The organism is Halobiforma lacisalsi AJ5 (assembly GCF_000226975.2).
Classification (GTDB): Archaea; Halobacteriota; Halobacteria; order Halobacteriales; family Natrialbaceae; genus Natronobacterium; species Natronobacterium lacisalsi.
In genome coordinates this window covers 1,795,968-1,821,893 of the sequence record NZ_CP019285.1, presented here as the reverse complement: position 1 = coordinate 1,821,893, position 25,926 = coordinate 1,795,968, and the positions used below count along the sequence as shown (strand labels likewise).

The following is a 25,926-nucleotide window of genomic DNA, read 5'->3' as shown; positions in this document are numbered from 1 at the left end:
CACTAGCGATGGGCGAGAACGCGTCGACGCGAGGGGGCGATGGAGACGGAACCGGAGCTGGAGCCGAAGCCGAGGGCAAGTCCGACCAGCGGGGCGGGCTCGCCCACCGACTCCGTTACCTGCTGGTCCTCTCGCGGCCGCGATTCTGGCTCTACCTCGCCGGTCCCGTGCTGGTCGGGGTCGCCTACGCGGCCGAGGCACGCGGCGACCTGTTCGCGCCGGCGGCGGTCGTCCTGTTCGCGTACTTCCTGCTCCCGGCGAACGTCTTCCTCTACGGGATCAACGACGTCTACGACCGCGAGATAGACGCTGAGAACCCGAAAAAGGAGGACAAGGAGGCCCGGTACCGGGGACAGGGGTACGTCCCCGCCGCGGTCGGCCTCTGTGCCGCCCTGCCGTTGCTGTTCGTTCTCGTCGTTCCGGCGCCGGCCTGGCCCTGGATCGTCGTCTTCCTCGTACTGGGTGCGGCCTACAGCGCGCCGCCGGTCCGGTTCAAGACGACGCCGCTGCTCGACTCGGTCTCGAACGGACTCTACGTCGCGCCCGGCGCGGCAGCCTACGCGGCCGTCGCCGGCACCCAGCCGCCCGCACTCGCCGTCGCCGGCGGCTGGCTGTGGGCCATGGGGATGCACACCTTCTCGGCGATCCCCGACATCGAGCCCGACCGTGCGGCCGGGATCCGGACCACCGCGACGACCCTCGGCGAACGTCGCACGTACGCCTACTGCGGCGCGTGCTGGCTGGCCAGCGCCCTCGCGTTCGGCGCGATCGACTACCGACTGGGGGCCGTCATGGCCGTCTACCCCGCGCTCGTCGCCGTGGTGGCCGGCTCGAGCGTCGCCGTCGACCGGGCCTACTGGTGGTTTCCGGCGATCAACACCGTCGTCGGCACCGCCCTGACGATGGGTGCCCTCTGGAGGCTCGTCAATGGATAGGTCGAACGCCCGGACTCGAGAGTACGAGGGGAGCCGGGACCGTGAACGCGAACGGGAGCGGGAACGGGAGCGGGAACGGGAGCGGAAGCGGGAACAGGACCGGGCGGACCGACGAGCAACCGTCCAGCGACGCCTCGAGGCGCTCATCCGCGAGAACCGGTTCACGATCGCGGTCGTCTTCCCCGTCGTCGGCGCGCTGTCGCTCGTCGCGAGCGCCGAGGGCCTTCTGCCCGAGCCGCTGGCGTACAACCCGCTGTTGTTACTCTTTGGAACCGCCGTCATGCGCTCGCCGCTGCTGGTCGGCATTCTGCCGCGGATCGATCGTCGCGCGCTGGCCGCACTCGGCCTCCTGACGGCGTACACGTACGCGATCGAGATCGTCGGCGTGGCGACCGACTGGCCGTACGGCGCCTTCGAGTACGCGATACAGCTGGGACCGATGCTGTTCGATACGGTCCCGGTCGCACTCCCGCTGTTTTTCATCCCGCTCGTTTTGAACGGCTACCTGCTGGCGCTGCTGGTGCTCGGCGACCGGAGCGGAAACCCCCTCGTACGGGTTCCGGCCGCGATCCTCGCCGTCGTCGCCATCGACGTCGTCCTCGATCCGGCCGCCGTCGCGATCGGATTCTGGAGCTTCGAGTCCGGCGGCTTCTACGGCGTCCCGCTCTCGAACTACGGGGGCTGGGTGCTCTCGGGCACCGTCGCCGTCGCGCTCGTCGACCTCGCGTTCGACCGGACGGCGCTGCTCGCCCGGGTTCGCGAGTGCGAGTTCATGCTGGACGACCTGGTGAGCTTCGTGTTGCTCTGGGGGTCGATCAATCTCCTCTATGGCAACTGGATCGCTGCGGGGGTCGCCGGCCTGTTCTGTCTCGGCCTGTTCAAGACGGATCGATACGACCGGGAGATGGTGCTGGCGGCGCTTCCGTCCCGGTACGGCACCTGAAAACGACGGTCAATGTCGACGACGGACTCGAGTACGGCGATCGGAAGCGACGCTACCGCGTCGGGACCCCGTCCCCGGGCTCCGGTCCGCGGTGATCGGGTCCGGGATCGGCCGTCGGCACCGCAGACACCCGCTGAAACACTGCTTCGGGGTCGCGGTTCCAGTGCCAGTGCCAGCGGGTCTTCGCGAGACACCACAGCTTCCGGGCCGTCGACAGCGACGGTTCTTCGGTAAGGACGTCGTAGTCGCGTGCCCGGATGAGCGAGTGGTGTTCGGCGTACAACACGGCCGCCAGCAACACCGGGAGCTGGCAGTCCTGGGGGAGATACCGGATCCCGGCGACGCCCTCGCGGTACAGTTCCTCAGTCCGCTCGAGTTCGTCCTCCATCGCCGCGGCGAACGCCGGGGAGTACTCGAAGTTCTCGATTTCCTCGGGAGACACCCCGTGCTCGCGAAGCGTCTCGAGGGGGAGATAGATGCGGTCGCGCTCGACGATGTCCTCCCGGACGTCCCGGAGGAAATTGGTCAGCTGGAAGGCCTCGCCGAGCTTGATCGCGTGCGGGAGCGCAGCCTCCTCCATCTCGGGGTCGAGGTCCATGATCGCGGTCATCATCACGCCAACCGCCGCGGCCGACCCCCGCATGTACGCTTCGAGGTCGTCGTAGGTCTCGTATCGGCTCCGGGTGATGTCGGTAACCATCGCGTCGACGAACTCCTCGACCTCCTCGTCGGCGATGTCGTGGCGCTCCCGGAGTTCACAGAAGGCTTCCAGAACCGGATCGTCCGCTGGCTCGTCGCCCAGCGACTGGGCGCGCAACTTCTCGAGTTCGGCTCGTTGCTCTTCCTGAGGGGTATCCGCAGCGTCGTCGACGACCTCGTCCGCGATCCGGAAAAACGCGTAGAGAACGTGAGTCGAGTGACGAACGCGCTCGGGGAGGAACCGCGTCGCGAGGTAGAACGTTTTTCCGGTCCGTCTCTGTATCGCCTTCCCTCTCTCGATGTGTTCCTGTCTCATTTATAATGGGTAGCGTCCGGTGACTGCGTGGTGTTTTCTGTACGACAGGAACGTATAAAATACCTAGCCCTCACTAGTGGGGTCCACGGCGAACAGTTCCTCGAGCAATTTTCGCTGTGCGGCGCGGAGGTGCTGGTGATACGTCGACCGGGACACACCCATGGATTCCGCCAGTTCTTCGCCCGAGACCCCCCGTGGCCACTCGAAGTAGTCGGCGTAGAAGGCCTTTCTGAGGGCCATCTCCTGGCGATCGGTGAGTTTCGAGTCGAGTTCCGCCGCGACGTCCCGCAGCGTTCGCGTCGGGCGGTCGGACTCGTGGTAGCTGATCAGTTCCGTCCGGTCGTACCGCTCCTCGAGGAGGTCGTAGACGGACCGGGCCGACTGGCCGTTAGGCAGTTGTAGCGCCAGGTCGGCGACCCTGTCGTCGGGTACGGCATCGAACCGCTGGATGACGCCCCCGTGGTCGGCGAGCGCGGTGACGATGCCGTCGGACAGCGCCAGTTCCAGCAGGGTGCCGTCCTCGTACTCCGAGAGGACCGTCGCGTCCTCGACCCCGTCCAGGTCGGCAGCGACCGCTTCGACCCCTCCGGTACAGTCGACGTAGAAGACCGCGAGCGCGGTCCCCTCCTTGTCGTAGGTCAATCCGCGGTAGGTCACCGACGCCCCGAGTTCGGTCGCAAGCGCCGTCACGAACAGCGACGGATCCTCGATTGTCGCCTCGAGTTCGACGATCGTCTCGGTAGTGAGCATCCGCCGGGCCTCGATCGCGTTCATCGCCGTCGAGACGGTCCCGGCAAGCGACTCGAGGACGAGCAGTTCCCGCTCGTCGAAGGCGTCGGCGTCCTCGGCGAACACTACGAGCACGCCGTAGGTGACGTCGCCGTACTCGAGCGGGATCGCGGCGACCGATCGGAACAGATCGCCCGCGCCGGTCGGCCACCAGTGATCGGCGTGATCGAACTCGGCGACGTCCTGGATGGCCCGCGGTTCGCCCTCCCTGAGCGCCTGCACCGCGGGATGGCTCTCGTCGGAGGAGAGGACGAGTTCGTCGTTCTCCAGTGGCACCTCCCTGTGGCCGGCCCACTCGCGGGGCGAGACGCGCCTGGTGGTGACGTCGACGCGGCCGATCCAGGCGAGCACGTACGGATCGGTGTCCGCGAGTTCCCGACAGACGCCGTGTTCGATCTCACTGCGACTCCCCGCGCCCACGGCGGCGTCGGTGACGTCGCGGACGAGGCCGTCGATTCGCTCGAGGACGTGCTCGAGGTTGCGCTGTTGCTCGCGCAGGCGCTCGAGGGCCGCCTCGGCGTCGAGTTCCGCGAGTTTTCGGTCGGTGATGTCGAGGTGGACGACCGAGACCCGCACGTCGCCGTCGACGGTGAACCGGCTGGCTCGCATCAGGAACCACTGTTTCTCCTCGGGCGTGTGGCAGGGGTACTCCATGGAGAACGTCTCCCGTTCGCCCTCCAGAACCGCTTCGAGCCCCTCGACTGCCCGGCGGGCGTGTTCGTCGTCCCCCTCCTCGTCGCCCATCTCGGCGGTCGCGACGTAATTGACGCCGACGTGGTCGTCGTCGTCGGGGTTGAACTCCCGCCACGACCGGTTCGTCAACAGGATCCGGCCCGTCGAGTCGAGGACGGCCACCGTGAGCGGGAGCGTCTCGAGCGTAGCTTCGGCGAGGTCGTCCCGGGTTCCCATCATTCGACTCGTAGAACGTAGACGACAATAACAGGTAGGGACGTTCGGGTGCCGACCATCCGCCGTCGGCCGCCGACCGACGAGCGCTGCCGTCCTCTGTTGCTGAAAATCGATGCGTGTTTCTTGGTGTCACGACCCGTGTTCCGAGACGGCCGCCCGTATCGCATCGCTCGCGTCGGGAGGTCACTCGCGAGCGGACCGCTCGCGGAGGATGAGGATTACCGCCATGAACGGACTCAACGACGGAGTCGCCATCGTCACCGGCGGCGGCTCCGGTATCGGACGGGCAACGGCAGCACGATTCGCAACCGAGGGAGCGAGCGTCGTCGTCGCCGACGTCGACGCGGAGGGAGGCGAGGAGACCGTCTCCCACATCGACGCCGACGGCGGCGAGGCGACGTTCGTCGAGTGCGACGTGACGGACGGCGACGAGGTCGCCGCCGCGGTCGAGACGGCCGTCGACAGCTACGGCGGCCTCGACTTCGCGTTCAACAACGCCGGCATCGAAGGCGAGAGCGCCCCCTCGAGCGAACAGTCGCTGTCGAACTGGAATCGTGTGATAGAGATCAACCTCTCCGGCGTCTTTCACGGGCTCCGTGAGGAGATCCCGGCGATGCTCGAGGACGGGGGCGGCGCGATCGTCAACACGGCGTCGATCGCCGGCATCCTCGGGTTCCCGAACCTCACTCCGTACGTCGCGAGCAAGCACGGGGTCGTCGGGCTGACGAAGACGGCAGCGATCGAGTTCGGCGCCGAGGACCTTCGGGTGAACGCGGTGTGTCCGGGCGTCATCGAGACGCCGATGGTCGAGCGTTCACAGGAGGAGGACCCGGAGAGCATGGAGCAAACGATCGCCGCGACGCCGATGGATCGGCTCGGACAACCCGAGGAGATCGCCGGCGCGGTCGCGTGGCTGTGTTCCGACGACGCCTCGTTCGTCACCGGCGAATCACTGGTCGTCGACGGCGGCTTCTCCGTCCAGTGACCGCCCAGGGGGCTCGAGCCCCCGTCAGGTCGATCGCTTCTCCGACTATTCGGACTCGAGCAGTTCGTCGCGCAGCATCGGGATAAACGCGCCGATGTCGGTGACCATCCCGATCGCCTGCGCGCTGCCCCGGTCGATCAACTGGGTGACGGTCGCGGGGTTGATGTCGACGCAGACGGTCTTGGTCGTCGACGGGAGGCAGTTCCCGACCGCCACGGAGTGCAACAGCGTCGAGAGCATCAAGACGAGGTCGGCCTCGTGGGCCTGCTCGCGGATCGCGTTCTGGGCCTCGATCGCGTCGGTGATCGTGTCGGGCAGCGGGCCGTCGTCGCGGATCGACCCCGCCAGCACGAACGGGACGTCGTTGTCGACACACTCGTACATCACGCCCTCGTCGACGATCCCCTCCGCGACGGCCTCCTCGATGCCGCCGGCGCGGACGATCTCGCTGATCGTGTAGATGTGGTGTTTGTGTCCCTCGCGGGGGTGTTCCAGGCTCTCGGTGTCGACACCCAGCGAGGTGCCGTAGAGGTCCCGCTCCAGGTCGTGGACGGCGAAGCCGTTCCCCGCGCTGATGCCGTCGACGTACCCTTCCCGGACCAGTTCCGCGAGCGCATCACGGCCGCCCGAATGAACGATCGCCGGGCCACAGACCGCGAGCACGTTGCCGCCGTCCTCGCGGACCGAGCGCATCTCGTCGGCGATCTCCTCGATGAGCGACTCGGAGGGACGCTCGCTCGAGATGCCGCCCTGCATGAACCCGAACGAGCCGCCGCCGTCGCGGGGGCGCTCTGGCGGTTCGACCCTGATCCCGGTGTCACCGGTGACGACGAGGTCGCCCTCCTCGACGGCGTTGAGGACGACGGTCCGGACGCGGGGGTCGTCGGCCGGTCCCTCGACGACCAGTGCACAGTCCATCTCCGGGTCCTCGACCGCGAGCCACTCGCCGTCGACCCGGACGTAGGTCGGGTGGTTCGTCGTCGAGTAGAATCCCGGCGGGACGACCCCGTCGGCCGGCGCGGCCTCGAGCGTCGCGTCCCGCGGGTCCGCGACGGTCGCGCCGTTCTGATTGAGTTCGTGGAGGATCGCCTTCAGGTCGGCCTCGTTCTCGGCCATCACCCGCATCCGGCAGTAGCTCTCGTCGTGTTTGCGGCGGCCGACCTCGAACTCCTCGACCTCGAACTCGCCGCCCATGTCCATTACGATCCCGAAACTGGTCCCCATCGTTCCCGAGTCGATGATGTGTCCCTCGAGTTCGACGGTACGCGCAACTGTCATTGATCGTCGTTGGCGACGGGGGACCGTCAATGTGTGCGTCTCGATCCCGGCCCGTCACCCGCGCCGGGAGCCTCGCGGGTTCGGCCGGCGGTATCGGCATTCCTTACCGGATTCCTCCCGCCACCGGAACGGCGGAACCGCAAGCGGGCACAGGGACACGTTTCACCTCCGTGGACTGATACGCTGGACAATACTTTTGTGCGGGGTCGTTGACTCCCTCCACGGAGATCAGCCGTGGCACCACCCAGATCCGGTCCGACGACCGTCGAGTTGTGGATCCGTTCGTTCGCGCCGGTTTCGACCGGTCCCACGCAGGAACGTGCGATCGAGCGCGTCGACGCGATCGAACGGGATTCCGACCGTGAGATCGAGACGGCCGTTCGCGTCTGGGGGAAAGAGATCGAGCGCGGTCCCGAGACCAGTGCCGGCCCCGGAACCGATGGCGTCCGCATCCCGCAACTCGAGCGTATCGATCGACGGCTCGATGCGTTCGAGGAGTGGGCAAACCGGACCGATCGGCGGCTAAAGCCGTTCTTCCGGCCTCGAACCGTCGAATCGACGATCACCGGAGAGTCCCGGGAAGTCTGGCGACTGCCGACGATCGCGCTCGCCGAGTTCGTGGACGGCGATCTGATCCACGTCGCCCCCTGTACGGACGGCCGGCGAACGATCGACGTATTCGATCGTCTCGAGGCGCTCGAGGCCACCGGCGAGACGGACGCGGATCCGGACGACTCGGTGCTACGGTACGACGATGCGGCGACGAACGCGGCGGCCGAGACCGACGGATCGATCTCCGAGCGACCGCCGGACGGCGACGGATCGGTCGATCGGCAACTCGAGCCGTCCTCGTCCGGCCGACGATAAGACCCTGTCACACGCTCGTCGTTGTCGGACGGCCGCGACTCGCGGCCGCCCGTACCCGCTCCCCGGGAGACGGGAACCGGGACCAACCTATATGATAGTCAATGACATAACGTCACGTATGGCCAACGAACCAGCTCACGTCAAGCGGACGCGATCGCGCTGTCGCAACTGCGGGTTCGAGGCGCCCAGCGGGGACGACGAGTGGCTCCGCCTCGAGGTCCCGAAACTGGGACGGATGACCCAGTGTCCCAAGTGCGAGAGTACCGACGTCATCACGGGACGCTGAGGCGTCGGTCCGACCGCCGATCGCGGACGAGCGCCGCGCCGCCGAGGTTCGGATGCTTCGTTTTCGAGCGACAGTAACCGCCCTCCAGATCGATCCTCCGTCGACTCGAGCGCGGACAGACTCTTTAGCGTGTCGCCCGTAGCCGGTATCATGGATCGAGACACGTCCGAGACCGGCCGCACCGGCGGCCGGGACGACGACCTCCCCGAAAGCGACGCCGAGTGGCGCGAGGAACTCAGCGAGGAGGAGTACCGCGTTCTCCGGGAGGCCGGCACCGAACAGCCCTTCAGCGGCGAGTACGTCGATCACAAGGACGACGGGAGCTACGCCTGCGCCGGCTGTGGCGCGGAACTGTTCGACTCGGAGACGAAGTTCGACTCCGGCTGTGGGTGGCCCAGTTTCTACGACGCCGACGACGACCGCATCGAGACCCGCCTCGACACCAGCCACGGCATGCGCCGGACCGAGGTCCTCTGTGCCGAGTGCGGCGGCCACCTCGGCCACGTCTTCGAGGACGGCCCCGAACCGACGGGCAAGCGCTACTGCATCAACTCGGTCGCCCTCGAGTTCGAAGACGAGTAGGCCCGCCGGAGCCGGGACGCGACTGCAGGCACCACGCTTTTCGACGCTACCGGCGGACCGCCGGACATGTCCAACGAACGACCGACCGCCGAGGAGCTACGCCAGGGGATCACCGTCGAGGTCGTCCAGGGCGACCAGGACGTCGAGTCCGAGGACCGCGAACCCGTCGTCGGCGAGGTCGGGACGGTCTACGAGGACACGCCCGAGGGGCCCGAGGTCGAACTGAAAAACGGCGTCGTCGGCCACGTCCAGTCGATCGTTCACGAGGAGTAGGACCTCCTTTTCGCGCCGAGTCGGACCGCCGCTGCCGGCCAAAGCTACTTCCTTCGCGTTGTCGAGGACGTCATACGCGATGTCCGCGCCGGACTCGAGCCCGCGTCTCCGGACCCTCCTGCGTGACGTCACCGCCGTCGCCCGCGAGCGGGGGATCAGCGTCAAATCCGCCGGCCTCGCCTACCACGCGTTCAACACCCTCGTCCCGCTTGTCATCCTGGTACTCGTCGGGGTCAGCCTCGTCGACGCCCTCGAGCCGCTGGTCGACCTGCTCGAGAGGGCGACGGGGCTCGAGGGTGCGGTGACCGACGGCGAGGTCGGCGAGGTGGCGGGAGCCGACGTCGCCCGGTTACGGGCGGGGCTGCTCGCGTTCGTGGTCCTGGTCTGGAGCGCCGCGCGGCTGTTCCAGGCGGTCAACAGCGCCTTCACCGACGTCTACGGCTCGCGGAAAAAGGCGTCCTACGTGGACAACGCGGCGAGGGTGACGCTCGTAACGGCGCTGAACGCCGTCCTCCTCGCGGCGACGGTCGCCGTCGGGGTCACGCTCGTGGGCGTCCTCGGCGTAAGCGTCTCCGTGATCGTCGGCGGGTTCGCGGCGACGGCCCTCACCAGCGTTACCCTGTTCGGACTGCTCGTTGCGCTTTTCCTCCCGATGTACTACCTCTTTCCCGTGCCGGACGTCTCGATCGGCGAGGTGTTGCCGGGGACGGTCTTCGCCGCGGGCTCGTGGACCGCGCTCGCGCTCGGGTTTCGACTCTACGTCACAGCCTCCGAGACCGTGGCCCTGTTCGGTATCGCCGGGGCCATCCTGCTGATCCTGACCTGGGTCTACCTGGGCGGACTCTGTCTCCTGCTAGGGGCCGTTCTCAACGCCGTACTGGCCGGTCACGTCGATCCCGAGGACGAGTGGGTGCCGATGCGGGAGACGTGGTCGAAGTACGCGTGACGCCGACCTGACGTGACTCAGAGATCGGCGTTGCCGAAGCGGTAGTAGCCGACGAGAAACGGGACGACCAGCCAGAGCGCCAGGACGACGATCCCGATTTCGGGCGACGCGTAGAGCGGTTCGGCCGCCGCGGGGTCCGCCTCGACGCCGACGCCGGCACCCCCGGGATCCGCGTTCGCGGCGTCGGCCAGATCCGGCAACAGGGCGACGACCGTCGTGAAGTACGCCGACGACGGCGACACCTGCATGAGCGGGAAGACCCAGTCGGGAATCGTCTCCGGGATCGAGAACCCCTCGATGACGTAGAGGATCGCCATCGGGATGGCGTCCCACAGCAGTTCGAAGATCACGAAGAAGCCGAGCGCGTACGTCGTCGCCCGGGACGTCGACCCCGTCGTCCCCGAGATGCCGACCACGATACTCGCGTAGATCGCGGCGAACGCCAGCGTCGCGACCACGAACGTCGACAGCGCCGGGACGTCGACCTCACCGAGCAGGGCCGCCCCGACGCCGAGTCCGACCACGAGTCCGATCGCCAGCCCGAACGCGAGGACGGCCGCGCGGCCGACGACTTGGTCGTGTCCCAAACTCGTCTAGAGTCGTAACTGACTCCTGTGGAAACGGGGTCACCTCTGGTACCTACCCCGAAGTGACCCATGCACGCCACAATCGACGCGCAATTCACAGTTAGTCTCGACCCAGACAAAACGCTACCGCTTGCCACGCTCGCTGAATCTCTTACCGAGATTCAGCTTGAGGCCACTATCCTCGAGGAGATCGTCAGAAGCCTCGACGAGCGTCTCGTCGAGGCGTATTGCGGGGAGAAACACGCGCGCGGAAACGGCGACCGCCGTTTCCAGCGCGCTGGCACCACGACACGTACAGCCGTTACAACTGCTGGAGAACACGAATTCACGCTCCACCACGTCAAAGATACCGCTGCCACTGAGGACGATCCAACCTACTTCCGGCCACTCGAGGACCTCGTCGAATTCGACGGACAACGCATCTATCAAGAGGATGTTTCGCTCCAGAGTACCGACCTCGCTACGTCGCTCAGCTTTCGTGATGCCGTCGCCCACGGCGACGGCTTCACTCCGATGCCTTCGAAAACGACGATCAACCGGCGAGTCCGCGAGTACGGCAGCAAACTCGGTGACTTCGTTCGTGGTCGGCTTCCTGGGACGAACGCAGACACTGTCGTTCCTGACGGAACGAAGTGTCATAGCCAGGACGATCACTGCACGTACCACGACGTCAACGTCACCCTCGGACAGACCACCGAGGAAGACACGGAAACGACGCTTCTAGACGTCAATCTCAACGATTCTTGGGATGAGACAGCAGCGACTCTCGAGGAGACCGAGGCGATCACTGACGACGCGACGGTCGTCAGTGACGCCGAGAATGCGCTCGTCGATGCGTTCGAGAATGGTGACCGATCTCACCAGCTCGATCTCGTTCACGTCGGTCGAACGCTCGGGTACAAGCTCTGGAAAGACGATGCGTTTTCGCTCTCCGAGCGGAAAGCGATCGTCTCTGGCGTTACGAATGATCTGTTCCATCTGAAGAACTCTGTCGCACTTCATGCACCGAGGAATGAGCGTTTGGCGATCCGCGAGCGGATCGACCAAACGCTCGAGAACCTTCGGAAAGAATCCTGGAGGTTAGAGCGTCAAGACTCCCCGAAAGCAGCGGCGTACCTCCGGGAATGGGCGGACGCAACCGTGACGTTCGCGAAACTCGCGCTTGACCAACAGCAGGTTCCGTGGACGTCAAACGTGGTTGAACGAGCCATGGGTGAAATCTCGAAGCGGTGTAAGAATCAATGGATGCGGTGGTCAGAAGCGGGGCTAGAGTCGCTTCTCTGGCTGAATCTAGTGCAGTATGCCGATCCCGAGCAGTTCGCGGCGTTCGCCGACGAACTGCTCGAGCGCTCAGCCAAAACAGCCATCACAATGGAGGTGTCAACTGAAGCTACCAGAGGCAAACTCTAGACGGCTTTGGGACCGGACCGACGACTTTCCCGACGAAGACGTCCAGGCGCGTCGTCGGCAGCGATAGCAGGAGCTTGATGCTGCCGAGTTCCCGCTCGCCGGCGAGCGATTTGTAGCACACGACGATCGCCGCCAGCGGGACGAACAGGCCGACCAGCCCGATCGTGAAGAAGATCAGCCCGCCGAGGGTCGCTCCGCCGGGGGAACCGAGCAGTTCGGGTGCCTCGACGTAGGCGTACGTCGAGAGCACCGAGGCCAGTACGAACACCGCGACCAGCGCCCACAGCGCCCGCGACTGGACGGCGTCCCGGAAATCCTTCTTCGCGATGGTCGACCAGGTCATGTCTCCACCTCCTGCTCCCGTCCCCGGCGTTCGTTCGTGTACCGGACGAACAGGTCCTCGAGCGAGGACTCGACCACCGAGAAGTCCTGGACCGGGACCACGTCGGCGTCGATCGCATGGAGGACGGCGAACTTGGAGACTCCGTCGACGGTCACCCGGAGCCGATCCTCGTCGATCGAGGCCGTTCCGACGCCCTCGAGTCCGGCGACCTCCTCGACGATCCCCTCGTCGAGCGACTGGGTGTAGACGTACAGCGTCTCGCCCGTCTCGGAGGCGTCCCGAAGCCCGTCGATCGTATCGACGGCGACGAGTCGGCCGTCGTCGATGATGGCAACGCGGTCGCAGACGGCCTCGACCTGTTCCATGACGTGGCTCGAGAAGAAGACGGTCGTCCCGCGGGCGTTCTCCTCGCGGATGATCTCGCGCATCTCGCGGGCGCCGTTCGGGTCCAGGCCCGTCGAAGGTTCGTCGAGGATCAACAGGTCGGGTTCGCCCACGAGCGCCATCGCGAGGACGAGTCGCTGGGTCATCCCCTTCGAGTAGCCGCCGGCCTTCCGGTCGGCGGCGTCGGCGATGCGAACCCGCTCGAGCAGCGCCGCCGGATCGTCGTCGGCGCCTTTCATCTCGATGGCGAACTCGAGGTGTTGCCGGCCGGTGAGCCGGTCGTAGACGTGGAACGCGTCCGGGAGGACGCCAGTCCGGCGGCGGACGGCCTCGCCCTCCCGCTGGGCGTCGTGGCCCAGCACGGTCACGGTCCCGTCGGTCGGCCGGATGAAATCGAGCAGGACGTCGATCGTCGTCGACTTGCCGGCGCCGTTCGGGCCGAGAAAGCCGAAGATCTCCTCCTCCTCGACGACCAGGTCGAGGTCGTCGACGGCGAGTACGTCGCCGAACCGCTTGGTCAGCCCGTCGATCTCAATCGCTGGCACGGTCGTTCACCCGGTACGTCGGTCGCTCGAGTACGCTCGCCTCGGAGTATCGCATACCCCTCGTACGTCGAGATCGGCGATAAGTATTGTCACCAACCTCACATTCCGGGATCGAACTCAGGGCGATCCCGGTTCGGAGTCGATCCCCCGAACCGCCGCATAGATCGTCCGCGCCCGCGTCTCGCCGATTCCATCGATCTCCGTGAGGTCGGCGAGGTCGGCCTCGAGCAGCGCCTCGACGGTCGGATACCGCTCGTACAGCGTCGCCGCGAGCTGCGGCCCGATCCCCTCGATGCAGCCGTACATTCGTTTCGGCGTCGGCTCGCGGCTGCTCGAGACGGCACCCGTCGGAAGCGGCCGGCTCGAGGGGTCCTCCACGTGCTTGCGACCGAGCCGAACCGCGAAATCGACGAGCCCGTCCAGGTCGCCACAGGGGACGACCGGTACCCCGTGGCGGGCCGTGATCGAAGCCATCGACCCCCGGATCGAAGCGGGCGAGACGCCCGTTCGCAGCGTCTCGAAGTCGCGGAACTCACCCTCGACCAGGACGTAGGCGTGATCGTAGGCGGCCGCGAGCCGTTCGACCTGGTCCTCGAGGGCGGGCCCGGAGCGGCCCATCGCGGTCGAGACGTAGTCCCGGGGAGTCTTGCGCTCGACGCCGACGGAGCCGATCGCGAGGTCGCCGGCCGAGAGCCGATCGACGGCGACCTCGGTGACGTCGGGGTGGTCGCGGACCGCGGCGGCGACCCCCGCGGGTTCGCGGTCGTCGACGGTGGTGGCGACGCGCATGCGCTCGACGGGGGTACGGTCTCGAGCGGGGTACGGATGTCGGTCGTCGGGGGGCGAACCGATGGGTTCTATCACCGCGAGATAGTATTGGGGACGAATGGCTACCGAACGGTCGGACGGCGTCGTGGTGGTCGTCGACCCCGGCGACTCGAGCGCGTTCCCCACGGAGTTCGGTGCCGGGGACGAAATTCCGGGCGAACCGATCGTCGTTCGAACGGCCGACGAGGCGCTCGCGGCCGTCGCCGAGCGACGCGTCGACTGCGCCCTGACGCCACAGGCGTTGCCGGACGGGAGCGGCCTCGCGTTGCTCGACCGGATCCGCGACGCGGACCCGAACTGCCCCGTGGTCCTCGCGCCCGAGGACGGCGACGAGGCGCTCGCGAGCGCGGCGATCGCCGCCGGTGTCGAGGAGTACGTCCCCCGAAGCGGCGGCGAAGGCGGGAACCGCCAGGCGCTCCTCGCGGCCCTCGAGCGCGCGATCGATACCGCCCGCGAGCGGCGGCGACGAACCGAGGACGCCCGCGGGTTCCGGGCAGTGTTCGACGACCCCGACACCGCCGCCTGGCTCCTCGAGCCCGACGGACGGGTTCGACGTGCCAACGAGGCCGCGCTCGCGTCGACGGAGAGTGCTGACGGCGTATGCGGGCGACGCTTCCGCGACCTCGAACGGTGGCAACCCGTCGAGGACGGCTCGGTCGCGGTCGAAAACGCCGTCGAGCGGGCCGCCGCTGGCGAGATCGTAACGCGCGAACTGACGCTTGAAGCGGCCGACGACGGTCCGCAGCGGCTCGAGATCACGATCCGGCCCGTCCGGGACGGCTCCGGGGTCGTTACTTCACTGCTCGCGCGAGCGACCGACGTCACCGAACGCGCCCGCCTCGAGGCGGAGTTGCGCGAGTCCGAGGAGCTCCACCGGGTGACGCTGAACAACATGACCGACACCGTCCTCATCACGGACGACGACGGGGCGTTCACCTACGTCTGCCCCAACGTCAACTTCATCTTCGGCTACACCGACGAGGAGATCTACGAGATGGGGACGATCGAGGAACTGCTCGGCCCCGACCTCTTCGACCGCGAGGAACTCGTCGAGGAGGGGGTGCTCACGAACCTCGAGTGTACCGCGACCGACAGGGCCGGTCGCGAGCACACGCTGCTGGTCAACGTCCGCGAGGTCTCGATCCAGGGCGGGACGACCCTCTACAGCTGTCGCGACGTCACCGAGCGCAAGCGCCGCGAGGAGGCGCTCACGGCACTGCACCGGACCGCCCGGGAACTGCTGTACGCGGAGACCGAACGAGAGATCGCGAACGTCGTCGTCGAGGACGCGACGGACGTCCTCGACTGCGAGGCGACGGGAGCCTACCTCTTCGACACCGACGAGAACCGCCTGCAGCCGGTCGCCGGTTCGCCGGCCCTCGAGTCGCTGCACGGGCCGTTGCCGACCCGGCGGGCGACCGACGACAGCGTCGCGGGCGCGGTCTTCCTCGACGGCGAGAGCCGGTTCTACGACGACCTCCACGACGCGCCCGAACTCTCGGACCCGACGACGGGCCTCCGTAGCGCCGCCTTCGTCCCGCTGGGCGATCACGGCCTCTTCCTCGCGGGCTCGTCGGCCGTCGGCGCGTTCGACGCCGTCTCGCGGGAGCTGACCGACCTGCTGGCCGCGACGGCCGAGGCCGCGCTCGACCGCGTCGAACGCGAGCGGACCCTGCGGGAGCGCGACCGGGAGCTCAAGCGGCGGAACCGCCAGCTCAGCCGGCTCAACCGGATCAACGAGATCATCCGCGAGATCGACGCCGCGCTGGTCGAGGCCGAGACCCGCGAGGAGATCGAACGCGCAGTCTGCGAGCGGCTCACGGCCGCTGACCGCTTCTCGTTCGCCTGGATCGCAGCCACGGACGGCGACTCGCTCGAGGCCCGCGCTCACGGGGGCACCGACCGGGGCCGGGATTACCTGGACAGCGTCTCGCTGTCGCCGTCCGAGGGGACGACCGAGCCGGCCGTGCGGACGGCCCGAACCGGCGAGGTGACCGTCGTCCCCAACGTCGCCGACGACCTGCGGGACCATCCCTGGCGCTCCGAGGCGCTGACCCGGGACTACCAGTCGGCCGTCGGCGTTCCGATCGCCTACGACGAGTTCGCCTACGGCGTGTTGACCGTCTACGCCGACCGGCCCGACGCGTTCGACGACGTCACCCGGACCGTCCTCGAGGAGCTCGGCGAGACGATCGCCTCCGCCATCGCGGCCGTCGAACGCAAGCGGGCGCTGCTGTCGAACGCGAGCACCCGCCTCGAGTTCGACGTCCGCGACGAGAGCTTCGTCCTCCTGCGGCTCGCCCGGCAAGCGGACTGTACGCTGTCGTTCGACGGTGGACTCCGACAGCGGGAGAACGGGGTCGCGGTCTTTGCGACCGTCGAGGACGCGGCCGCCGAAGCGGTGGCGACTGTCGCTGCGGACCTCGTCGCCGTCGACCGGGTGCAGGTGATCGGCGATGGAGCCGACGAGGCGGGTGACGGCGGAACGGTGCTCCTCGAACTCTCCCCGCCGTTCCTCGCCCTGCAACTGGCCGATCACGGAGCCGTGTTGCGCCGCGTCGAGGCGACCCCCGACAGCGCCCACGTCGTTGTCGACGTCCCCGACAGTGTCGACGCGAAGGGGAGCGCAGACGTCGTCTCGTCGGCGTTCGACGACGTCGAGTTGCGATCGAAGCGGACCGTCGACCGGTCGACGCCACGGGACCTGCGGTCGGAACTGCTCGAGCGGCTGACCGACCGACAACTCGAGGTCGTCCAGCTCGCGTACTACGGCGGCTACTTCGAGTCGCCGCGCGAGCGGTCCGGCGAGGAAATCGCGGACGCGCTCGACATCTCCCCGGCGGCGTTCTACCGCCACAACCGGACCGTCCAGCGGAAGCTCTTCTCGATGCTGTTCGAGGAACTCGGCGTTCCCGCGACGGCGCAAGGGGTTGAATAGTGAACCCCTCTCCCTCCGTGGGGGCTAGTTATGTGACGAACACGCTATTCTTAATATCCCTATTATTCCTAAATCGTCCGTCGCCGGCCCCCCCGATCCACTATGAAAGACGTGCAACTCGATCCGACCGAGGAATCGACCTACGAGTGTTTCAACTGCGGCACAGTCGTCACTGCGGTCGCGCCGGGAGAGTGCCCGGACTGCGGAACGGAAATGCGGAACCGCGGTACCCCGATCGAATAATCGCCGTCTCGAGCGGGTCCGTTCGCGTCCGACGCCTGCCTCGGCGACCATCGCGTCTCCTCTTCCTCCTCGACCGCTCGAGCGACGCCGCTAGCCGTCGCCCTCGAGGTACCCGATCGCCTCCTGGTCGGTCACCTGGCCGAAGTCCCGGTAGAACTGACCGACGGCCCGGAAGTTCTCCGGGGTCCTGAGCGCGATCACCTCGTCCGCTTCGTCCTCGAGTTCGGCGATCGAGCGCGGCGATCCGACGGGGACGGCCAGTGCGACGAACGCGGCACCTGCTTCACGGACCTGCCGGAGGCAGGCGTTCGCCGTCGCTCCGGTCGCGACCCCGTCGTCGACGACCACCACGCGCTCGTCCTCGAGGTCCGGCAGCTCCTCGCTGTCGCGGTACCGGTCGGCTTTCTTGCGTGCGTTCTCGGCCTCCTCCTCGCGGATCTCCTCGAGGTACGTCTCGGAGACGTCCAGCCGATCGACGAGGTCGTCGTTGTACCAGACGCTGCCGTCGCTGGCGACGGCCCCGAGGGCGAGTTCGGGGTTGTTCGGCGCGCCCATCTTCCGGGCGACCACGACGTCCAGGTCGGCCTCGAGCGCGTCCGCGACGGGGCGCGCTACGGGTAACGCGCCACGGGGGATGCCGAGGACGACCTCCACCTCGAGTCCGCGACGCTCGAGTTCCGCTGCGAGTCGTTCGCCGGCGTCGGTTCTGTCGTCGAAGGCGGTCATGGACGTTCCTACGACGGCCATGTACTATGTTTTGTCGTGGCATGCGACGGTACGGTCGCCGGAACACGCCTGCCGAACCCCTACACGGCCCGCCTCTGGACGGGACGTATGGGACGCCTCCAGCGAACGCTGTCGAACGTGTCCGACGACTCGGGGGCCGACAGCGGCCGCGTCGCCGTCGTCGGCGGCAGCATCGACTACCCGAACCAGCCCGCGCTCGTCGGGCGGGCCGCGCTTCGTACCGGCTCGGATCACGTCCGGGCGCTCGTCGCGGAACCGATCTACGACGTCGTCGCGGGCCACTCGCCGAACCTGCTCGCGAGTTACTACCCCGGCGAACGGTTCGGATCGGAGGCCCACGAACGCAGCCGCGAGGTCGCCGCGTGGGCCGACGCGCTGGTCATCGGGCCGGGGCTGGTCGACGCGGAGCCCGGGGCCGTCTGCGAGACGATCGACGCGGTCGACCTCCCCGTCGTCGTCGACGCGCTCGCGATCGAACCCGCCCTCGAGGCCGACCTCTCGAACGCCGTCCTCACGCCCAGCGGTTCGGAGGACGATCCGCTCGAAGAAACCTACGGCTCGCTCGAGGCCGTCACTGAGGAGACGGGCGCAGTTGTGACGCTGACCGGTGACGTCGACGAGATCGTCGCGAACGGCGAGCGCCAGCACAACGAGACGGGAACGTCGGCGCTGACCGTGGCGGGGACGGGCGACACGCTCGCCGGCATCATCGCCTCCCTGCTGGGCCAGGGGATGGACCGTGAGGAGGCGGCGGAGCTGGGAGCCTGGATCCTCGGCAAGAGCGGCGAACTCGCGACGGCCGAGTACGGGCCGGGCGTCGTCGCGACGGACGTCATCGACCGGATCCCGGACACCATCCGGTAGGGGAAGTACGGACGACGGGGCCACCGGTGTCGTGGATTTATGCCGCCACGGAACCCGGATACCGCTATGAGCGACTACCGCGACCGATTCCGGATGACCCCCGGTCCGACCGAGGTCCCCGACGCCGTCCGCGAGCGGATGGCGGAACCCATGCCGAACCCCGACGTCGAACCGGAGTTCGTCGACTTCTACCGCGAGTTGACCGAGAAACTCGAGACCGTCTACGGCGCGGGCCGGGACGGTGCCGACGGCCGAGTCGAGTCGGACGCGGCCGTCCTGGCCGGCGAGGGTATCCTCGGGCTCGAGGCCGCGGTCGCCTCGCTCGTCGAGGAGGGCGATGGGGTCCTCTGTCTCTCGAACGGCCTCTACGGCGACGGGTTCGCCGACTTCGTCGACGCCCACGGCGGCGAGCCGGTCACCTGCGAGGGGCCGTGGCGGGAGACGCTCGACCGGGACGCGGTCGCGGCCGCAATCGAGCGCGCGGCCGATGCTGGCGTCGAGTTCGACGTCGCGACGATGGTCCACTGCGAGACGCCGACGGGAACGCTCAACGACCTCGAGCCGATCCTGGACCTGCTGGCGGAACACGACATCGTCTCCGTCGTCGACGCCGTCTCTTCGCTCGGCGGGACGCCCGTGCCGACCGACCGGATCGACGTCTGCCTCGGCGCGAGCCAGAAGTGTTTCAGCGCGCCGCCGGGGCTGACGACCTGTGCGATCAGCGACCGGGCCTGGGAGCGCATCGAGGCCGTCGAAACCGCGGAGTACTACCTGGATCTCGAGCCCTGGCGGACCGCCGTCGACGACGGGCGATTTCCGTACTCGCACGCCACCGCGAACCTCTACGGGCTCGATGCCGCCCTCGACCTGCTGCTCGAGGAAGGCCTCGATTCGGTCTTCGACCGCCACGAGGAGGCCGCACGGGTCTGTCGAGAGCGCGCCGCCGAACTGGGCCTCGAGACCTACCCCGAGAGCACCGCGGACTGCTCGCCGACGGTCACCGCCCTCGAGGTCGACGGGAACGCCGTCGAGTTGCAGGAAGCGCTGCGGGAGGATCACGACGTCGTGCTCGCAACGAGTCTGGCCGACCTCGAGGACGACGTTCTCCGGATCGGGCACATGGGCCACAACGCACGTGTCGATCGCGTCGAACGGACGATGGACGCGCTCGCCGACGTCCGCGCGTAACCGGGAGGACGTGACCGCCGAGGCCGTGCCCGGCCGCGGCCGGAACCTGCAGGTGGAACCGTTTCCCCCGCGACGGCGATACGTGTGGGTATGTCCAGTCCCGACGAGGAACCGACGCAGAAGCCGACGACCGACAGAACGGAGGCCGAACGGGGGAACAAATGGATGGGACGCAACTGGCTCGGCATCGCCGCCGTCTCCATCCTCGGGCTGGTGTTGCTCGTCGTCGGGATGTTACAGGCCACCGGCCTCGTCGGCGTGTTCGCACCGGTCGCCGAGAGCGAAACCCAGCAGTGGGTGGCCTTCGGCGTGCTGGTGCTGATCTGGGTCGCGCTCGCGGGCTGGAGTTGGACCGGAATCTCCAAGTCGAATCAGTAACCGTTCCGTCGTCCCGTCGTCGGACCCGTCCCGGCGATTCGAACGGCCGGGGACCGTTTCTTCGAGCCGTGGATCGTACTGCGTACCGCAGGCGAACTTCCGCCACCCCCGACCCTCACTTCGTCGGATCACCGGTCGCAGGCAATCCGGACGAGATCAGGCGACGGAGGAGGACGACGACCCCGTTCTCGAGCCCGGTGGCGTAGACCGCCTGCTCGCTCTTCGTGCTGTCGGCACTGTCCGGATAGTACGAGCCGATCAGCAGCGTCTCCCGGTCGACGAGCAGGATCCGGCTGATCGCCACTTCGTGGTCGGCCCACGGTCCAGTGAGCCAGTCCAGTCCGGTCTCGAACGTCGTGACGTTCGGGAGTTCCGCCCCGAGTCGCGACGTGATCTCCTCCGTCTGCCCGCCGAGTACGATCGAGATCTCCTCTTCGACCGCGTCGTGGAGTCGGTCGAACAGCGCGTCCGACAGGAGCGCTTCGTCCACGACGAGCAGCGCGACCTCAGACTCCGCGTCGTCGATGAGATCGAGCGTTCGAGAATCGATCGCCTCGTTGCCCGCCAGCGACCACACTTCCTGGACCTGGTCGTTGTCCGACTCGGATTCGCGGTGCTCGATCGTCTCGAGATACGTCTCGAGCGTTTCGATCCGGTCGGAGTACTTCTGGCGAAGGGTCCGGGTAGCCTCGGTGATACTGACCGCACGGTACTGCTGGGGGCTCGAGTGCTGGACTTCGACGAGCCCCTGCGATTCCAGGACCCGAATGGCGTCGTACACTCGCGTCCGCGGCACTTCGGAGATTTCGTGAACCTCCTTGGCCGTCCCGCTCGAAAGCTGCGTTAACGCCAGAAAGCATCGTGCTTCGTACTCCTGTAGTCCGAGTTCTTGCAACAGACTCACCGCCTCGCTGGTAGTCGTATCCTGTGTCATGGCCCAACCACGTGTCCGGCGATCCGAACGTACCAGCTATCACCCGTGAAGGGGAAAAGGTTCCTGTTTTCCGGTTTCGATGGATTGAATTCACCGGGTTCAGCCCGGAGAGAGTTTTCACTCGGATTATCACACAAACTACTTGAGTCTGGGACGGGTCCGTCAGAGTGGTGTGCCCCATTACGGCCCAACCACGGTGGGGCATGCCCTTCTCTATGACGACGAAGCGATGTCACTACTGTGGAACCATATTTATTCCGTAGTATCCGGGTAAGAAGGGAACTCCTATCCGCCGGACCCGACCGCCGTCATTCGGCGCGTTCGTTCAAAAACTCGAGCAGCGGCCGGATCTCGTCGAACTGCGGCCCCTTCGTGATGACCCCGGCCTCCTGCTTCCACTCGATGTAGCCGTAATCGACCAGTTTGGGGAGATGAACGTGGCGTTTTTCGATCATTTCCTCGTCCCCTTCGGGGATGTCCCACGGGACGTTGGACAGATTCGATGGATCCTGTGGGTTGTGATCTAGCAGGGAAATCAATATCTCGCGTCTCTGTCGGTGTGCCAACGCGTCAAAAACGGTTTCATTCATCTGTCATTCTCTGTAGAATTGTTTGGGCGGCAACACAGTTAAAAAGGTGATATTTTCACGCACCGCTGTTGTAGTGATTAACCGAGTGAATCCTCTGGAGGCAGAGATCTGCCGTTACAATCGCCCGAGAAGGACGACCGCCATCGCTACGGGCCCGGCTCACCGCGCGACGGCCCAGAAGCGAACGCTCTGTGGAACCTTCCACAGGACCTCCGGGAGGTCGAGATCTTCCGGATCGTTCGCCTCGAACTTTCCATGCCGATGTTCGACGAGCCGTCGAACGTCGAACCCGGCGTCGACGAGGGCGTTGTGGAGGTCGGCGACGGTGCGGTCGAAGACGACCAGGTCCGATTCGTACTCCTCGTCGATCGTGATCTCCCGGCGGCCGGTATCGAAGTAGCTCCGCTCGAGGGTGCCCGCCTCGGAATCGAGGATTTCGTGGAGCGGATGGGGGACGCTGAGCACGAGGACGCCGCCCTCGCACAGGACGCGACGCGCCTCGTGGAGCGCCTCCTCGAGGTCTTCCATCATCTGGAACACCGCTTCGGAGGAGGCGACGTCGAAGCGGTCGTCCGGCAGCGGCAGGTTCGTGACGTCGCCCTGGACGAACCGGGCGTCGACGCCGTAGAACTCCCGTAGGTGCCTCGCGTGTCGCAGTTGTTCGCCGGAGAAATCGACCCCGACGACGGTCTCGGCCCCGAGTTCGGCGGTTCCGACGCTCCCCTGACCGCCGCCACATCCCAGTTCGACGTAGTCTTTCCCCTCGACGGTCTCGAGAATTTCGGGCTGTGGACCGCCCGGGGCGTCCGGCGCGAACGGGGACGGGGCCGGCGGTAGCTCCCCGTCGGCCGTGTCGGCGTTCCACCGGGCCTGAAAATCGTCGCTCCACTCGTTCCACAGCCGTCGGTTCTCCCGCCGGTTGTCGGACATGATAGGGAATCAGTTAGTGCCCCTCGTTGATATGTATCGGTGTGACAGTCTTTCCCTCGCCGCGAGGGTACGGGGTCGACGGGAGCCGCTAGTCTCGAGCGAGTCGGCCCCGTGACCGTCGCCGTCGGATCCGACCGCTCTCCGTTCAGGTTTTCGACTCCAAGATACGGTTTCTCATGGCACTCCCGCGCGGGAAGGAAACCGGTTTAATCGAATCGCTCCTGCAACGACCAATGAGTACGAGTTACCGGATCGGACTCGTCGGCAAACCTTCCGTCGGCAAGTCCTCCTTCTTCAATGCAGCGACGATGAACGACGTGCCCGAAGGGGCCTACCCGTTCACGACCATCGACCCCAGCGTGGGCGAAGCCTACGTCCGCGTCGACTGTGCGGCCCCCGAGTTCGACGAAGAGTGTACCCCATCGGTCGGCTACTGCGACCACGGCACGCGGTTCGTCCCGACCAAACTCGTCGACGTGGCCGGCCTCATCCCGGGCGCACACGAGGGCGCAGGCCTGGGCAACCAGTTCCTGACCGACCTGAACGAGACCGACGTGCTCGTCCACGTCGTCGACTTCTCGGGCAAGACGGACCTCGAGGGCGAACCGACCGAGGGCCACGACCCCCGCAAGGATATCGACTTCCTCGAGGAGGAACTCGACCAGTGGTACCTCGACGTCTTAGAGAAGGGGATCGAGCGCTACGAGTCGGGCTATACGACCGCGGACGACGATATCGAGGAGGAACTCGCCGAACAGATGAGCGCGTTCCGGACGAACGAAGACGAGATCAAGCGCCTGATCCGCCGGGTCGACGTCGGGTTCGACCCCGGCGAGTGGGACGACGAGGACGAACTCGAACTCGCCCGCGAGATCCGCACGGAGACCAAGCCGATCGTCATCGCGGCGAACAAGATGGATCTCCCCGAGGCCCAGGACAACTACGAGGAGATCACGGCCGATCCCGACTACGATCACCTCACGTTCGTCCCCTGCAGCGCCCACGCCGAGAAGGCGCTCAAATCCGCCGACAAGGCCGGCGTCGTCGACTACCGTCCCGGCGACGCCGACTTCGAGATCGTCGGCGACGTCTCGGACGACCAGGAACAGGGCCTCGAGCAGATCCGCGAGTTTCTGGGCGAGTACGGCGCGACCGGCGTCCAGGCGGCGCTCGAGACCGCGCTGTTCGACGTGCTTGGCGTGACACCCGTCTTCCCGGGCGGCGCAAACGGGCTCGGGAACGAACGCGGCGAGGTGCTGCCAGACTGCTACCTGATTCCGCCGGAATCGACCGCGGAGGACTTCGCGTACAGCCTCCACTCCGATATCGGCGACGGCTTCCTTCACGCGATCGACTGTCGGACGAACCGCCAGCTCGGGAAAGACTACACGGTCGAACCCCGGGACGTGATCGAAGTCGTCACGACGAACTGACGCCGGGCGCGGCTCCGGGGACGCGATTCCGGGCTCGAGGCCGGTTACCGAGGACTCGCTCCTCGAGTGCCGATCGCTATCGGCCCCACGTGAACCGATCGATGGCGTCGTTGAGCCGACTCGAGACCCCTGACAGCCACGTGCCGGGCGAGAGCGTCCGGAGTTCGTCGGCGTCGACCTCGATCCGGGCCTCGCCGAACGGGTCCCGCTCGGCGTCGTCCGCCTCGCGGCCGGAACGTGCCACGTCGACCGCCGTCGACATGGAACAGCGGCCGCAGGCCTCCCGTTCCTCTTCCATGGTGGTGTCTCGCACGGAGCTACGGGGCCGAGTCCCTTAACGGTCCCGCCGACCGGGCCGATGGTCGGAGTAGCCGGTTCCTCGAGTCCCGGTTCGCCGGGCCGTGTGGCCGCGGCTGACCGGTTCGAGGTTCAGGAACCCACCCGAAAGCGGCTCGAGAGAGCGGTGGCGGCGACTCCCCGCTACTCCGTCGACCGATCGGACTCGAGTTCCAGCCCGAAGTCGCTGGGCGTGGCCGCGTCGACCGGGGGAAGCCGTCGAAGTCGTGGCCGCGAGAGGACGTAGACGGCTGTAAAGCCGAAGCCGCTCGCGGCCAGGGCCATGGTCGTCGTCGTGCCCAACGACTCGGCGATGAGGCCGCCGACGAGCGAGCCCAGCGGGAGCGTCGCCCCGGACGCGGTCCCCTTCGTCGCGGAGACCCGCCCGAGCAGGTCGGACGGGAACACGCGCTGGTTCAGCGTCGCCGTGAGCACGCCCGAGGCGCCGGCGGGCACCCACGCGAGACCGAACAGGACGACCGTAGCCGCTGGGGAGGGCGCGAACACCGCTGCGAGCCAGCACCCCGCACCTACCCCCTGGGAGACGAGCACCGTTCCGTAGGGGACGCCTTCGACGTAGGGAGCGACGATCGAACCCACCAGGCGGCCGATACCGAGCGCCCCGAGTAGCAGACCGTAGACAGCGGGCCCGCCGAGACCGTCGCCGAACGCCGGGAGGATCGCCAGCGCGACGCCGGTCGTGAAGTTCGCGACGGCGGTCGTCAGTATCAGTTCGACGAAGAGGGTCCCCCGGAGGACGTCGACACCCGCCCGCAAATCCGACCGGTACGACCGGAGGACGGATCCGACGGACGGTGCGGAGTCGTCGGCGTCTTCCGTCCCCTCCCGGTCGGCGGGGGTCCCGATCGTGATGCCGGCGAACAGCAGTGCAGCGACGGCGAACGTGATCGAGTCGGTCAGGAACAGCGTCGTCGCCCCGAACAGAGCGATGAAGCCGCCCCCGAGGGCATCGAACACCATGTCCAGTCCGAGCGTCACCGTCGCCAGGGCCGAATTGGCGTCGGAGAGCCGTTCCTCGGTGACGATCCGCGGGAGGAGGGCGGACTCCATCGGGGCCATCAGCAGCGTCGCGAGCATGAGGATCGGTGCGACGGCGAACAACACGCCGACGCTTAGATGACCGGTTACCGCCGTAACCGGCAGGGCGAGCACGACGAGCCCCTGAACTACCTGCGATCCGACGAGGACGGACCTGAGCGGCAGCCGATCGACGAGCGGCCCGGCGAGTATCTGCAACAGCCACGGAAGCAGCAGTATGGCGTTCAGCGCGCCGGTGACGAGACTCGAGCCGCTCAGTTCGAACGCGAGCCAGAGGACGGCTACCGTGTAGAGGCTGTCCCCGGCGTTCGTGACGAACTGCCCGGCGAAGAACCGCCGGAAGTCACGATTGTGCCACAGCGAGCGCTCGCCGGCGATCAT

The 25,926-nt window shown here is 67.1% G+C and carries 26 protein-coding genes and 2 pseudogenes; 15 read left to right on the top strand and 13 right to left on the bottom strand.

Annotated features, from left to right (window positions below; all coding sequences use genetic code 11):
* The first annotated feature begins 8 nt into the window (after window positions 1-8).
* Window positions 9-935: a prenyltransferase gene (locus CHINAEXTREME_RS08685; RefSeq protein ID WP_007143145.1), complete on the top strand. Its 927-nt coding sequence runs from the start codon at window positions 9-11 to the stop codon at window positions 933-935.
* Window positions 928-1,878, top strand: a complete 951-nt coding sequence (gene cruF, locus CHINAEXTREME_RS08680; RefSeq protein ID WP_007143144.1) for a bisanhydrobacterioruberin hydratase — start codon at window positions 928-930, stop codon at window positions 1,876-1,878. Before CHINAEXTREME_RS08685 ends, cruF begins: the two co-directional genes overlap by 8 nt.
* A 52-nt stretch (window positions 1,879-1,930) precedes the next feature.
* Here the strand turns inward: cruF and CHINAEXTREME_RS08675 are convergent, their stop codons facing one another.
* Together CHINAEXTREME_RS08675 and CHINAEXTREME_RS08670 are read right to left on the bottom strand one after the other, a co-directional pair.
* Window positions 1,931-2,893, bottom strand: coding sequence for a phytoene/squalene synthase family protein (locus CHINAEXTREME_RS08675; RefSeq protein ID WP_007143143.1), 963 nt, complete (start codon window positions 2,891-2,893; stop codon window positions 1,931-1,933).
* A gap of 63 nt (window positions 2,894-2,956) precedes the next feature.
* Window positions 2,957-4,591 carry a bacterio-opsin activator domain-containing protein gene (locus tag CHINAEXTREME_RS08670; RefSeq protein WP_007143142.1) on the bottom strand — a complete coding sequence of 545 codons (1,635 nt, stop codon included), beginning with the start codon at window positions 4,589-4,591 and terminating at the stop codon, window positions 2,957-2,959.
* A 226-nt stretch (window positions 4,592-4,817) separates the two neighbouring features.
* Between CHINAEXTREME_RS08670 and CHINAEXTREME_RS08665 the strand changes: the two genes are divergently transcribed.
* Window positions 4,818-5,576, top strand: coding sequence for a glucose 1-dehydrogenase (locus CHINAEXTREME_RS08665; RefSeq protein WP_010546559.1), 759 nt, complete (start codon window positions 4,818-4,820; stop codon window positions 5,574-5,576).
* Between the two features lie 45 nt (window positions 5,577-5,621).
* On the opposite strand, the gene CHINAEXTREME_RS08660 is transcribed toward CHINAEXTREME_RS08665, so the two are convergent.
* Entirely contained in the window at window positions 5,622-6,854 is a 1,233-nt protein-coding gene (locus CHINAEXTREME_RS08660) for an ornithine cyclodeaminase (protein WP_007143140.1), read from the bottom strand.
* A gap of 234 nt (window positions 6,855-7,088) precedes the next feature.
* Between CHINAEXTREME_RS08660 and CHINAEXTREME_RS08655 the strand changes: the two genes are divergently transcribed.
* The 5 genes from CHINAEXTREME_RS08655 (at window position 7,089) to CHINAEXTREME_RS08640 (ending at window position 9,808) form a co-directional block, all read left to right on the top strand.
* Window positions 7,089-7,721 carry an HTH domain-containing protein gene (locus CHINAEXTREME_RS08655; RefSeq protein ID WP_029601532.1) on the top strand — a complete coding sequence of 211 codons (633 nt, stop codon included), beginning with the start codon at window positions 7,089-7,091 and terminating at the stop codon, window positions 7,719-7,721.
* 118 nt (window positions 7,722-7,839) lie between these two features.
* Window positions 7,840-8,007 (top strand): hypothetical protein, encoded by a 168-nt coding sequence (locus tag CHINAEXTREME_RS21835; RefSeq protein ID WP_007143138.1) that lies wholly within the window; start codon window positions 7,840-7,842, stop codon window positions 8,005-8,007.
* 150 nt (window positions 8,008-8,157) lie between these two features.
* Window positions 8,158-8,589 carry a peptide-methionine (R)-S-oxide reductase MsrB gene (gene msrB, locus CHINAEXTREME_RS08650; protein ID WP_007143137.1) on the top strand — a complete coding sequence of 144 codons (432 nt, stop codon included), beginning with the start codon at window positions 8,158-8,160 and terminating at the stop codon, window positions 8,587-8,589.
* Between the two features lie 66 nt (window positions 8,590-8,655).
* A complete protein-coding gene (locus CHINAEXTREME_RS08645) occupies window positions 8,656-8,862 on the top strand; it encodes a DUF2196 domain-containing protein (protein ID WP_007143136.1) in 207 nt (68 codons plus the stop codon).
* Between the two features lie 79 nt (window positions 8,863-8,941).
* The gene (locus CHINAEXTREME_RS08640) at window positions 8,942-9,808 is read left to right on the top strand and encodes a YihY/virulence factor BrkB family protein (RefSeq protein ID WP_007143135.1); all 867 of its coding nucleotides are present in this window, start codon (window positions 8,942-8,944) and stop codon (window positions 9,806-9,808) included.
* A 17-nt stretch (window positions 9,809-9,825) separates the two neighbouring features.
* On the opposite strand, the pseudogene CHINAEXTREME_RS08635 reads toward CHINAEXTREME_RS08640, so the two are convergent.
* Window positions 9,826-10,383: pseudogene (locus CHINAEXTREME_RS08635) on the bottom strand (ABC transporter permease subunit); the annotation flags it as partial.
* A gap of 81 nt (window positions 10,384-10,464) precedes the next feature.
* Between CHINAEXTREME_RS08635 and CHINAEXTREME_RS08630 the strand changes: the two are divergent.
* Window positions 10,465-11,805, top strand: a complete 1,341-nt coding sequence (locus CHINAEXTREME_RS08630; RefSeq protein WP_007139946.1) for an ISH6-like element ISHala2 family transposase — start codon at window positions 10,465-10,467, stop codon at window positions 11,803-11,805.
* A 16-nt stretch (window positions 11,806-11,821) separates the two neighbouring features.
* On the opposite strand, the pseudogene CHINAEXTREME_RS08625 reads toward CHINAEXTREME_RS08630, so the two are convergent.
* The 3 genes and pseudogenes from CHINAEXTREME_RS08625 to CHINAEXTREME_RS08615 all read right to left on the bottom strand — a co-directional run.
* Window positions 11,822-12,148, bottom strand: a pseudogene (locus CHINAEXTREME_RS08625) (ABC transporter permease); the annotation flags it as partial.
* The gene (locus tag CHINAEXTREME_RS08620; protein ID WP_007139948.1) at window positions 12,145-13,077 is read right to left on the bottom strand and encodes an ABC transporter ATP-binding protein; all 933 of its coding nucleotides are present in this window, start codon (window positions 13,075-13,077) and stop codon (window positions 12,145-12,147) included. The gene CHINAEXTREME_RS08620 and the pseudogene CHINAEXTREME_RS08625, both read right to left, overlap by 4 nt.
* A gap of 117 nt (window positions 13,078-13,194) precedes the next feature.
* Window positions 13,195-13,866 (bottom strand): ERCC4 domain-containing protein, encoded by a 672-nt coding sequence (locus tag CHINAEXTREME_RS08615; RefSeq protein ID WP_007139949.1) that lies wholly within the window; start codon window positions 13,864-13,866, stop codon window positions 13,195-13,197.
* 97 nt (window positions 13,867-13,963) lie between these two features.
* Between CHINAEXTREME_RS08615 and CHINAEXTREME_RS08610 the strand changes: the two genes are divergently transcribed.
* The gene (locus CHINAEXTREME_RS08610) at window positions 13,964-16,843 is read left to right on the top strand and encodes a bacterio-opsin activator domain-containing protein (RefSeq protein ID WP_007139950.1); all 2,880 of its coding nucleotides are present in this window, start codon (window positions 13,964-13,966) and stop codon (window positions 16,841-16,843) included.
* Between the two features lie 102 nt (window positions 16,844-16,945).
* Window positions 16,946-17,086, top strand: coding sequence for a rubrerythrin-like domain-containing protein (locus CHINAEXTREME_RS21425; RefSeq protein ID WP_007139951.1), 141 nt, complete (start codon window positions 16,946-16,948; stop codon window positions 17,084-17,086).
* 90 nt (window positions 17,087-17,176) lie between these two features.
* Here the strand turns inward: CHINAEXTREME_RS21425 and CHINAEXTREME_RS08605 are convergent, their stop codons facing one another.
* A complete protein-coding gene (locus tag CHINAEXTREME_RS08605) occupies window positions 17,177-17,812 on the bottom strand; it encodes a phosphoribosyltransferase (RefSeq protein WP_010546557.1) in 636 nt (211 codons plus the stop codon).
* A 108-nt stretch (window positions 17,813-17,920) separates the two neighbouring features.
* On the opposite strand from CHINAEXTREME_RS08605, the gene CHINAEXTREME_RS08600 reads away from it, so the two are divergent.
* The 3 genes from CHINAEXTREME_RS08600 (at window position 17,921) to CHINAEXTREME_RS08590 (ending at window position 20,263) form a co-directional block, all read left to right on the top strand.
* Window positions 17,921-18,697 carry an NAD(P)H-hydrate dehydratase gene (locus CHINAEXTREME_RS08600; protein WP_007139953.1) on the top strand — a complete coding sequence of 259 codons (777 nt, stop codon included), beginning with the start codon at window positions 17,921-17,923 and terminating at the stop codon, window positions 18,695-18,697.
* Between the two features lie 66 nt (window positions 18,698-18,763).
* Complete coding sequence (locus CHINAEXTREME_RS08595) at window positions 18,764-19,885, top strand: pyridoxal-phosphate-dependent aminotransferase family protein (protein ID WP_007139954.1); 1,122 nt, start codon at window positions 18,764-18,766, stop codon at window positions 19,883-19,885.
* 90 nt (window positions 19,886-19,975) lie between these two features.
* Window positions 19,976-20,263 carry a hypothetical protein gene (locus CHINAEXTREME_RS08590; RefSeq protein WP_007139955.1) on the top strand — a complete coding sequence of 96 codons (288 nt, stop codon included), beginning with the start codon at window positions 19,976-19,978 and terminating at the stop codon, window positions 20,261-20,263.
* A gap of 115 nt (window positions 20,264-20,378) precedes the next feature.
* Here CHINAEXTREME_RS08590 and CHINAEXTREME_RS08585 read toward each other — a convergent pair whose 3' ends face one another.
* From CHINAEXTREME_RS08585 to CHINAEXTREME_RS08580, 3 genes are all read right to left on the bottom strand, one after another.
* The gene (locus CHINAEXTREME_RS08585) at window positions 20,379-21,197 is read right to left on the bottom strand and encodes a TrmB family transcriptional regulator (RefSeq protein WP_007139956.1); all 819 of its coding nucleotides are present in this window, start codon (window positions 21,195-21,197) and stop codon (window positions 20,379-20,381) included.
* Window positions 21,198-21,505: 308 nt separating this feature from the next.
* Window positions 21,506-21,652 carry a hypothetical protein gene (locus CHINAEXTREME_RS21830; RefSeq protein ID WP_007139957.1) on the bottom strand — a complete coding sequence of 49 codons (147 nt, stop codon included), beginning with the start codon at window positions 21,650-21,652 and terminating at the stop codon, window positions 21,506-21,508.
* 294 nt (window positions 21,653-21,946) lie between these two features.
* Complete coding sequence (locus CHINAEXTREME_RS08580; protein WP_007139958.1) at window positions 21,947-22,717, bottom strand: class I SAM-dependent methyltransferase; 771 nt, start codon at window positions 22,715-22,717, stop codon at window positions 21,947-21,949.
* A gap of 233 nt (window positions 22,718-22,950) precedes the next feature.
* Between CHINAEXTREME_RS08580 and CHINAEXTREME_RS08575 the strand changes: the two genes are divergently transcribed.
* Window positions 22,951-24,150, top strand: a complete 1,200-nt coding sequence (locus CHINAEXTREME_RS08575; protein ID WP_007139959.1) for a redox-regulated ATPase YchF — start codon at window positions 22,951-22,953, stop codon at window positions 24,148-24,150.
* Window positions 24,151-24,226: 76 nt separating this feature from the next.
* Here the strand turns inward: CHINAEXTREME_RS08575 and CHINAEXTREME_RS08570 are convergent, their stop codons facing one another.
* Window positions 24,227-24,448, bottom strand: coding sequence for a hypothetical protein (locus tag CHINAEXTREME_RS08570; protein WP_007139960.1), 222 nt, complete (start codon window positions 24,446-24,448; stop codon window positions 24,227-24,229).
* A 182-nt stretch (window positions 24,449-24,630) separates the two neighbouring features.
* On the bottom strand, window positions 24,631-25,926 hold the full coding sequence (locus CHINAEXTREME_RS08565) for an MFS transporter (RefSeq protein WP_007139961.1): 1,296 nt from the start codon (window positions 25,924-25,926) through the stop codon (window positions 24,631-24,633).

What these genes read in the sequence shown, in the direction of transcription:
- CHINAEXTREME_RS08685 (WP_007143145.1), top strand. Translation starts at nt 9, where the DNA reads ATGGGCGAGAACGCGTCGACGCGAGGGGGCGATGGAGACGGAACCGGA.
- cruF (WP_007143144.1), top strand. Translation starts at nt 928, where the DNA reads ATGGATAGGTCGAACGCCCGGACTCGAGAGTACGAGGGGAGCCGGGAC.
- CHINAEXTREME_RS08675 (WP_007143143.1), bottom strand. Translation starts at nt 2,893, where the DNA reads ATGAGACAGGAACACATCGAGAGAGGGAAGGCGATACAGAGACGGACC.
- CHINAEXTREME_RS08670 (WP_007143142.1), bottom strand. Translation starts at nt 4,591, where the DNA reads ATGGGAACCCGGGACGACCTCGCCGAAGCTACGCTCGAGACGCTCCCG.
- CHINAEXTREME_RS08665 (WP_010546559.1), top strand. Translation starts at nt 4,818, where the DNA reads ATGAACGGACTCAACGACGGAGTCGCCATCGTCACCGGCGGCGGCTCC.
- CHINAEXTREME_RS08660 (WP_007143140.1), bottom strand. Translation starts at nt 6,854, where the DNA reads ATGACAGTTGCGCGTACCGTCGAACTCGAGGGACACATCATCGACTCG.
- CHINAEXTREME_RS21835 (WP_007143138.1), top strand. Translation starts at nt 7,840, where the DNA reads ATGGCCAACGAACCAGCTCACGTCAAGCGGACGCGATCGCGCTGTCGC.
- msrB (WP_007143137.1), top strand. Translation starts at nt 8,158, where the DNA reads ATGGATCGAGACACGTCCGAGACCGGCCGCACCGGCGGCCGGGACGAC.
- CHINAEXTREME_RS08645 (WP_007143136.1), top strand. Translation starts at nt 8,656, where the DNA reads ATGTCCAACGAACGACCGACCGCCGAGGAGCTACGCCAGGGGATCACC.
- CHINAEXTREME_RS08640 (WP_007143135.1), top strand. Translation starts at nt 8,942, where the DNA reads ATGTCCGCGCCGGACTCGAGCCCGCGTCTCCGGACCCTCCTGCGTGAC.
- CHINAEXTREME_RS08630 (WP_007139946.1), top strand. Translation starts at nt 10,465, where the DNA reads ATGCACGCCACAATCGACGCGCAATTCACAGTTAGTCTCGACCCAGAC.
- CHINAEXTREME_RS08615 (WP_007139949.1), bottom strand. Translation starts at nt 13,866, where the DNA reads ATGCGCGTCGCCACCACCGTCGACGACCGCGAACCCGCGGGGGTCGCC.
- CHINAEXTREME_RS08610 (WP_007139950.1), top strand. Translation starts at nt 13,964, where the DNA reads ATGGCTACCGAACGGTCGGACGGCGTCGTGGTGGTCGTCGACCCCGGC.
- CHINAEXTREME_RS21425 (WP_007139951.1), top strand. Translation starts at nt 16,946, where the DNA reads ATGAAAGACGTGCAACTCGATCCGACCGAGGAATCGACCTACGAGTGT.
- CHINAEXTREME_RS08605 (WP_010546557.1), bottom strand. Translation starts at nt 17,812, where the DNA reads ATGACCGCCTTCGACGACAGAACCGACGCCGGCGAACGACTCGCAGCG.
- CHINAEXTREME_RS08600 (WP_007139953.1), top strand. Translation starts at nt 17,921, where the DNA reads ATGGGACGCCTCCAGCGAACGCTGTCGAACGTGTCCGACGACTCGGGG.
- CHINAEXTREME_RS08595 (WP_007139954.1), top strand. Translation starts at nt 18,764, where the DNA reads ATGAGCGACTACCGCGACCGATTCCGGATGACCCCCGGTCCGACCGAG.
- CHINAEXTREME_RS08590 (WP_007139955.1), top strand. Translation starts at nt 19,976, where the DNA reads ATGTCCAGTCCCGACGAGGAACCGACGCAGAAGCCGACGACCGACAGA.
- CHINAEXTREME_RS08585 (WP_007139956.1), bottom strand. Translation starts at nt 21,197, where the DNA reads ATGACACAGGATACGACTACCAGCGAGGCGGTGAGTCTGTTGCAAGAA.
- CHINAEXTREME_RS21830 (WP_007139957.1), bottom strand. Translation starts at nt 21,652, where the DNA reads ATGATCGAAAAACGCCACGTTCATCTCCCCAAACTGGTCGATTACGGC.
- CHINAEXTREME_RS08580 (WP_007139958.1), bottom strand. Translation starts at nt 22,717, where the DNA reads ATGTCCGACAACCGGCGGGAGAACCGACGGCTGTGGAACGAGTGGAGC.
- CHINAEXTREME_RS08575 (WP_007139959.1), top strand. Translation starts at nt 22,951, where the DNA reads ATGAGTACGAGTTACCGGATCGGACTCGTCGGCAAACCTTCCGTCGGC.
- CHINAEXTREME_RS08570 (WP_007139960.1), bottom strand. Translation starts at nt 24,448, where the DNA reads ATGGAAGAGGAACGGGAGGCCTGCGGCCGCTGTTCCATGTCGACGGCG.
- CHINAEXTREME_RS08565 (WP_007139961.1), bottom strand. Translation starts at nt 25,926, where the DNA reads ATGATCGCCGGCGAGCGCTCGCTGTGGCACAATCGTGACTTCCGGCGG.